The sequence below is a fragment of the Rhizomonospora bruguierae genome (assembly GCF_018397995.1).
Lineage (GTDB): Bacteria > Actinomycetota > Actinomycetes > Mycobacteriales > Micromonosporaceae > Rhizomonospora > Rhizomonospora bruguierae.
Map to the genome: position 1 here is coordinate 67,167 of NZ_BBQH01000079.1, position 6,000 is coordinate 73,166.

The 6,000-nt window shown below is 67.1% G+C and carries 7 protein-coding genes, 2 tRNA genes and 1 pseudogene; 4 read left to right on the forward strand and 6 right to left on the reverse strand.

Translation table 11 applies throughout. The features are described from left to right. Nucleotides 1–118: 118 nt before the first annotated feature. On the reverse strand, nt 119–868 hold the full coding sequence (locus tag KJS59_RS26185; protein ID WP_213455766.1) for a GntR family transcriptional regulator: 750 nt from the start codon (nt 866–868) through the stop codon (nt 119–121). Nucleotides 869–1,327: 459 nt separating this feature from the next. On the opposite strand from KJS59_RS26185, the gene KJS59_RS26190 reads away from it, so the two are divergent. The 3 genes from KJS59_RS26190 to KJS59_RS26200 all read left to right on the forward strand — a co-directional run bounded on the left by KJS59_RS26190 (nt 1,328) and on the right by KJS59_RS26200 (nt 3,991). Further along, nucleotides 1,328–2,224 carry a hypothetical protein gene (locus KJS59_RS26190; RefSeq protein ID WP_213455767.1) on the forward strand — a complete coding sequence of 299 codons (897 nt, stop codon included), beginning with the start codon at nt 1,328–1,330 and terminating at the stop codon, nt 2,222–2,224. A gap of 190 nt (nt 2,225–2,414) precedes the next feature. Then, nucleotides 2,415–3,227, forward strand: a complete 813-nt coding sequence (locus KJS59_RS26195) for a GntR family transcriptional regulator (protein ID WP_249714908.1) — start codon at nt 2,415–2,417, stop codon at nt 3,225–3,227. Continuing rightward, nucleotides 3,215–3,991 (forward strand): glycosyltransferase family 2 protein, encoded by a 777-nt coding sequence (locus KJS59_RS26200; protein ID WP_249714910.1) that lies wholly within the window; start codon nt 3,215–3,217, stop codon nt 3,989–3,991. Before KJS59_RS26195 ends, KJS59_RS26200 begins: the two co-directional genes overlap by 13 nt. Here KJS59_RS26200 and KJS59_RS31470 read toward each other — a convergent pair. Then, a pseudogene (locus tag KJS59_RS31470) lies at nt 3,972–4,387 on the reverse strand (hypothetical protein). The gene KJS59_RS26200 and the pseudogene KJS59_RS31470 overlap by 20 nt on opposite strands. 400 nt (nt 4,388–4,787) lie before the next feature. Between KJS59_RS31470 and KJS59_RS26205 the strand changes: the two are divergent. Beyond that, the gene (locus KJS59_RS26205; RefSeq protein ID WP_249714912.1) at nt 4,788–5,003 is read left to right on the forward strand and encodes a hypothetical protein; all 216 of its coding nucleotides are present in this window, start codon (nt 4,788–4,790) and stop codon (nt 5,001–5,003) included. A gap of 75 nt (nt 5,004–5,078) precedes the next feature. Here KJS59_RS26205 and KJS59_RS26210 read toward each other — a convergent pair. From KJS59_RS26210 to KJS59_RS26225, 4 genes are all read right to left on the reverse strand, one after another. Further along, nucleotides 5,079–5,154 (reverse strand) — tRNA-Ala (locus KJS59_RS26210). A gap of 28 nt (nt 5,155–5,182) precedes the next feature. Next, nucleotides 5,183–5,311 (reverse strand): DLW-39 family protein, encoded by a 129-nt coding sequence (locus KJS59_RS26215; RefSeq protein WP_213455774.1) that lies wholly within the window; start codon nt 5,309–5,311, stop codon nt 5,183–5,185. Nucleotides 5,312–5,354: 43 nt separating this feature from the next. Next, nucleotides 5,355–5,428, reverse strand: a tRNA-Ile gene (locus KJS59_RS26220). 111 nt (nt 5,429–5,539) lie between these two features. Continuing rightward, nucleotides 5,540–6,000, reverse strand: a 461-nt coding sequence (locus KJS59_RS26225) for a DUF3566 domain-containing protein (protein WP_213455777.1), incomplete at its 5' end; no start/stop codon positions are given.

The window sequence follows — 6,000 nt, forward strand, 5'->3', positions numbered from 1 at the left end:
GGCGGCGTGTGCGGCCCGTTTCGGGCCGCCTTGAAGAGGTATAGAGCCCTCGCATAGAAGCAGTTGTACTTGCAACTCGAGCTGGTTGGCGCGGCAGAGCTGCCCGGCCATGCGCCAACTACCGTAGGACGCGCAGGTCGTACTCAAGCTCGTTTCGATCGGCCGGCAAGACCAGGTCGTTGACAACCTCAATAACGCGTTCCTGGTTGAAGGATTGCCGAGTGACCACGAGGACCGGCACGTCTGGACCGAGCGCCAGGGCGTCACTCTCGTCCAGTGTCGGCATCCGTGACCTCACAACTTCCCGCACTCTCGTGATGGTCTCGCCGGCTGCCTCAAGACGAGCGAGAGGCTCGTAGGCGGGGTCTGTCAGACCGGCATCTGCCACATCGGCCCGGTAGTACGAGTCCGATAACCGTCTTGCTGCTCCGGCGGATTCGAGCCGGACCCGCCTGCGCAACACCGGGGTTCCCGGCTCGACGCCCAGGAGCTCGGCCAGCGTCTCGGTGGCAGGCACTTCGGCATGCTCGACCGCGACTTGAGCCGTGCCGAGCAGCTTCTCCGCTCGCCGCGACCCTTCCGCCTCGCCGGCAATGCCGTCTCTGCGCTGCCGATAGATCCCGTCACCGGGCGCAGTCGGCCCGACCGCCCTGACGTGCGTTCCTCGGCCGTGGGTTGTGACCACCAGGCCGTCGCTTCGAAGCACGGCGATCGCCTCGCGGACCGTTCCCCGGCTGACTCCGAACTCTCCCATCAGAGCGTTCTCGGTCGGCAGCGGCGCTCCGGGGGCCAGTCTGCCGTCCTCGATGCGGGCACGAAGCTCGGCCGCGATGGCGCGGTACCGGGGTTGTCCGGGCGCGGGGGACACGTCGACACCGTACCTGTCTCTTGTCGATACAAGTGCCATATGGACAACTCATAGAGACGTCTGGACAACCCATCTACTTGTAGGTACGTTTCGCTTCGATGGGGCCGCGGCTCTTCCTGCCGAACTCGTGAACGTCGGCGGATCGGCCGTGGTCTGGACCGCACCCGTACGGAGCGACTGGGAGGTCGATATGGCACGGCACCAACGGCATCGATGGACGGACTGGCTATGGCGGCTGTTCTCGGCTCGCCGCTTCCAGAGCCGCCCGCCGATCGAGGGACCGAAGCTCGCGACTCGGCGTCCGTCCGCGATCAACAGCATCACTCGGCCGCTGCCGGTCGTGCAGAGCGCGCCGCTGCTGACCGCCGGCCAGATGTTCCGAAGCTATGGGGGCGCCGCTCCGTCCCGCGCTACCGGCCGGCGGGCTGGTCGTCATCTGGCGAAGGGTTGGTGAGTCCGGTGCCTCCCGAGCCGTATCGCCCGCTTGAGCTGCAAGAAAAGGTCTTCCGGGGTGCCGAGGCGATTCGGCGCGGTCTGTTGACGGAGCATCAGCTTCGGAGCCGGGCGTGGATCCGGCTGCGTCAGGACGTGTACGCCGACGCGCGGTTGAAGCAGGATCACGGCCTGGTGTGCCGTGGGGCGATGCTGCGTGTACCGGAAGGCGTTGTCATCGCTGGTCCCTCCGCTGCCTGGCTGCACGGCATCGAGTTCGCCGCGAGCTTCTCCGACGAGGTCCACGTCACCGCACCCGTCGGCTGGCGGGTCAGCGCCCAGCGAGGGCTTCGCATACACGTCAATGACCTGAGCGACCGGGAGATCAACAGCATCGCCACCCCGCCGCGTACCACTGCTACACGGACGGCGTGGGATGTGGCGGTGTGGCTGCCGCCGCAACGAGCGGTGCCGATCCTGGACGCGATGCTTCATCGAGACGTGCTGACCCGTGCCGACCTGAACGACGCACTCAGGGCGAACCAGGGTCGGCGGGGAAGCAGGAAGGCCCAAACGGCCTTCGCCATTGCCGATCCTGCCGCCGGTGACCCGCTCGGCTCTCAGCTACGCACCAACCTGGTCCTCGGTGGTGCCCCGCCCCCGGTACTGCAACACCCGGTCAGGTTCTCCAACGGCCTTGTCGTGCTGACGGACATTGCCTGGCCTGGTCATCGCGTCGCGATTGAGCAGCAGCCGCACAAGGTAGCCGCGCTGACGATGGCTGGCTGGATCGCGATCTATGTCCCGCCTGCGCGCGCCGTTCGCGACTTCCCCGCGGTTCGCTGTGAGCTTCAGATGGCACTGGCACGCCGGGCATTGATGGCTCCTCAGACAGACCCCGGCGTTGATACGGCGTTGAACTGACCGTCTGTAGCCGCAGCAAGCACTCGCCCAACAGTCGTGGGCTCACTTGTGACCGAGAAAGCGAGTGATCGTCATGCGCCGAGATGACTACGCCCGATGTGAGAGCGGTTCCCGGGAGCCCCGAGCCGAGCGCCCGGGTCAGCCAACCACCTGGCAGACGTATGGACGAGTACAAGGTAGCGTGACCCCCATGTCGACCCGGGACTGGCGCCCGAAGTACCTCCAGCTCGCGGAGGAACTTCGGCGGCAGATCCTGTCCGGGCAACTGGCGGCCGGCACGGCGCTGCCGAGCGAGACAGAGCTGGCCGATCACTGGGACCTGTCCCGGACGAGCGTCCGCAACGCGATCAGGATGCTCCGTGACTGGGGCCTCGTCCGCGCCGAGCAGGGCCGCGGAACGTACGTGCGCGCGCCGCGTCAACGCGTTCGCCGGCGCAACACCGAGCGGTACCAGTGGGAGAAAGACCGCGCGCTGCTAAGCGAGGAAGACCGGCGGCGTGAGGGTGGGGCTGAGCACGACACCGGCTTGTCGGTCGATGACCTCAAGTTCCACGCCGAGTACGCCGAACAGGGCGCTGACGAGGGCCTGGCCGAGGCTTTCGGCGTCGAGGTAGGCACCAAACTTCTCCGGCGCACGTACTGGACCAGTTCGCGTCACGAGAGCGCCCCTCTGTCGTTCTCGCACTCGTACCTGCCCCTCGATGTCATCTCGTCGAATCCCGATCTGCTCGACGCCTCGAAAGAGCCCTGGCCGGGCGGCACGCAGCACCAGTTGTCCACCGTCGGCGTGGAAGTGGACCGGATCGTGGATGAGATCCGCGCCCGCCCGCCGTCCCCGGACGAAGCTGAACTGCTGGAAATCGACTCCGGTGTGTCGGTTCTGACGGTCCGCAAGACTTCGATCGATAACGATGGGCGTGTGGTCGAGGTAGCCGACGTGGTCTTCCCCGGCGATCGGACCGAACTGGTCTACACGAACAAACTCAAACGGTGGAAGACTTGACGCGAATCGTCTCGGTGATCACCCCCGTGCACTCGCCCAGCATCAAGTTCCTTCCCGATGCTTACGAGTCGCTCACCCGGCAGGACATGCCGCGCGGGTGGGACTGGCAGTGGCTGGTCCAGGAGGACGGCCAGGCGGGCGTCCTGCACGGGGTTCTTCCGGACGATCCGCGAATCAGTCTAGGTACTGCTCGGTCCGGCGGGCCGGGAGTAGCTCGAACCCTCGCCCTCTCCCGCGTCGACGGCGAGTTGATTAAGGTCCTGGACGCGGACGACCTACTTACCCCCGGCGCCCTCGCACGGGACATCGCAACGCTTGAAGCCATGCCGACGGTGAGTTGGACCACCGCCCGCGTCCTGGACCTCTTGGAAGACGGCTCCACCGTCGGCTTCGACATGGACCCGCCCGGCGGAATCATCGAACGCGGCTCCGTTCTGGAATTCTGGCGCCGCAACAACTTCCGCGCCTCGGTGCACCCCGCCACGCTGTGCCTGCGAACGGATCTGGTCTTCGCGCTCGGCGGGTGGATGGCCCTACCCGCATCGGAAGACACCGGTCTACTCATCGCGGCAAACGTGGTCACGACGGGCTACTTCAACCCTGAGCCGGGCCTGCTGTACCGCAAATGGCCCGGACAGGCGACCGGCCAGGCGGCCCACATCGAACCAAACGAGCACGCCGCCCGCATGAAAATCATTGAGACCCGCGCCAGGGCCTTGGCAGCGCTGCTGCCCGACCTGTCGACTACCTCTGCTCGGCAGTAGCCTCGTGGCCCGGCAATCCGGGCATGCGGCGAGCCTGCTTCCCCTCCACTTCGTGGATGTGACGGCGACCGACCGCTAACTGCTCACGCGCATACCGTGCGATCTCGACGAAATTCGCGTAATAGCCATCGTCGAAATCCTCCAATCTGGAACGTCCACCGGCCCGGCAACACTCCGCGGCCCAGAACCTCACGCTCCACGCGGTCGGCAATCTCGCCGCGACCCCGGTGGGCGTAGTCGCTCGATGACTCGATCGAGCATCTTGCCGGCCCCCGACGAGCTGGTGCACGGCGTACAGGTGCCCGCGTACTCGGTGGACTCTTTCCAACACCTTGCTCAGCTTCCCAGCGCAGCCACGTCGTCCAAGCCGGCCGGACGCGCGTGCGCCGAGTCCACGCTCTCGGTCCTCCCTCTGACCCCCTCGGCCGCGTCCGCACTACCCGCCACTCAGGACATAACGGATTTCCGCGGATGTACTCGTAGTACCACGTCTGCCAAGACCGCCGTATGGTTGCCTCTACTTGGCAGACGTACCTACAAGTTGGGTGACAGGGATGGTTCTAAGGGGCGGGACGAGGTGCACCTCAGGTACGACCCGGCCGACGTTCGCGCATGGCTGCGGACGGAGGCAGCCTGATGCCGGTTGATGACCTGGTACTCACCCGGCGCGGCCCGAACAAGGAGCGAATGCCCGTCGAAGCGCCACGGCCGGGACAAGCGGTGGAGGGTCCGCTACCCGGACGCGCTGGCCAGCCTCGCGAGCGCCTTTTGAACGCGAAGCCGACGCTGACGCGGTGTGAGAGCGCGATCCGGCGCCGCCGTCGAGGCCAAGGTCGATCAGGCCGAGAACCACGCCGAGCCGCAGGAGGTCCAGCGCCTGTTGCGGCACAAGACACTGCGGATCACTCATGAGACGTACGTGCACTGGTGGCCGAAGCGGGCTCGCCGGCGAGGCGTCGTGGGCGGCGCGCTGCACGCGGCAGCCAGTCGCAAGCCAACCGTCGGGCAGTGAAATCAATGCCGGTTTGTGCCTACGTTGTGCCGGACGATCATGGCAGCGGCTCCGCCGCTGGTCAGGGGCACGGGATGGTGGAGCCGAGGGGACTTGAACCCCTAACCCCTGCCTTGCAAAGGCAGTGCTCTGCCAGTTGAGCTACGGCCCCGGGGGCGGGATCTCTCGTCCCGCTCGGGTCAGCGCAGGTCGGGCGCGGTGGTGGCCTCGTGCCACAGGGCCCGGTCGTCGTTCGAGGACTTGACCTTGCGCGCGACGAGGGCAACGACGCCGATGACGCCGACCACGATCAGTGCCTTCTTCAGCATGGGCTGGGTCCCCTCGGGTGTGGTGCCGGCCAAAGATGACGCGTGGGGCTAGATGGAATCGAACCATCGACCTCAGAGTTATCAGCTCTGCGCTCTAACCGACTGAGCTATAGCCCCCCGACGCCCGCGGAAGTTCTTCCAGGCGCGACGCCAAAGGTTACCTCATGGGCGGCGCGCCGCCCAACTCGGTTCGGGCGGCGCGCCGGCGGACGTTCGCGGGTGGAGCGGTCAGTCCCGTTCCGCGAGCGTGAGTTCCACGCCGCCGACCAGGTCGGCGCAGACGTTGTAGATGAACGCGCCGAGCGTGGCCAGCGCGGTGAACAGCACCACGTTGACGGCGCCGATCAGGGCGGACGTGCCGATGACGCCCTTGGCGGTGATCCGGAAGCTGGTGCCTCCGCCGCCGGTGGCGCCGAGCGCGTCCGAGAGCATCCCGTTGAGGCTGCTGAACACGCCCATCGCGTCCAGGGCCAGGTAGAGCACGGCCGTGGCGACGATCACGACGATGAACAGCACCAGCGAGACCGCGAACGAGAACTTCATCACGGACCACGGGTCGATGCGCTTGAGGTTCAGCCGGGCGCGGCGGGCGCCCCGGGCACCGCCGGGGGCGGCCCTGGCGGCGCGGACGGCCTCGCTGACCCGGGCGGCGCCGACGGCACCGGGGCGGCCGGCGGCCGCGGTGACGC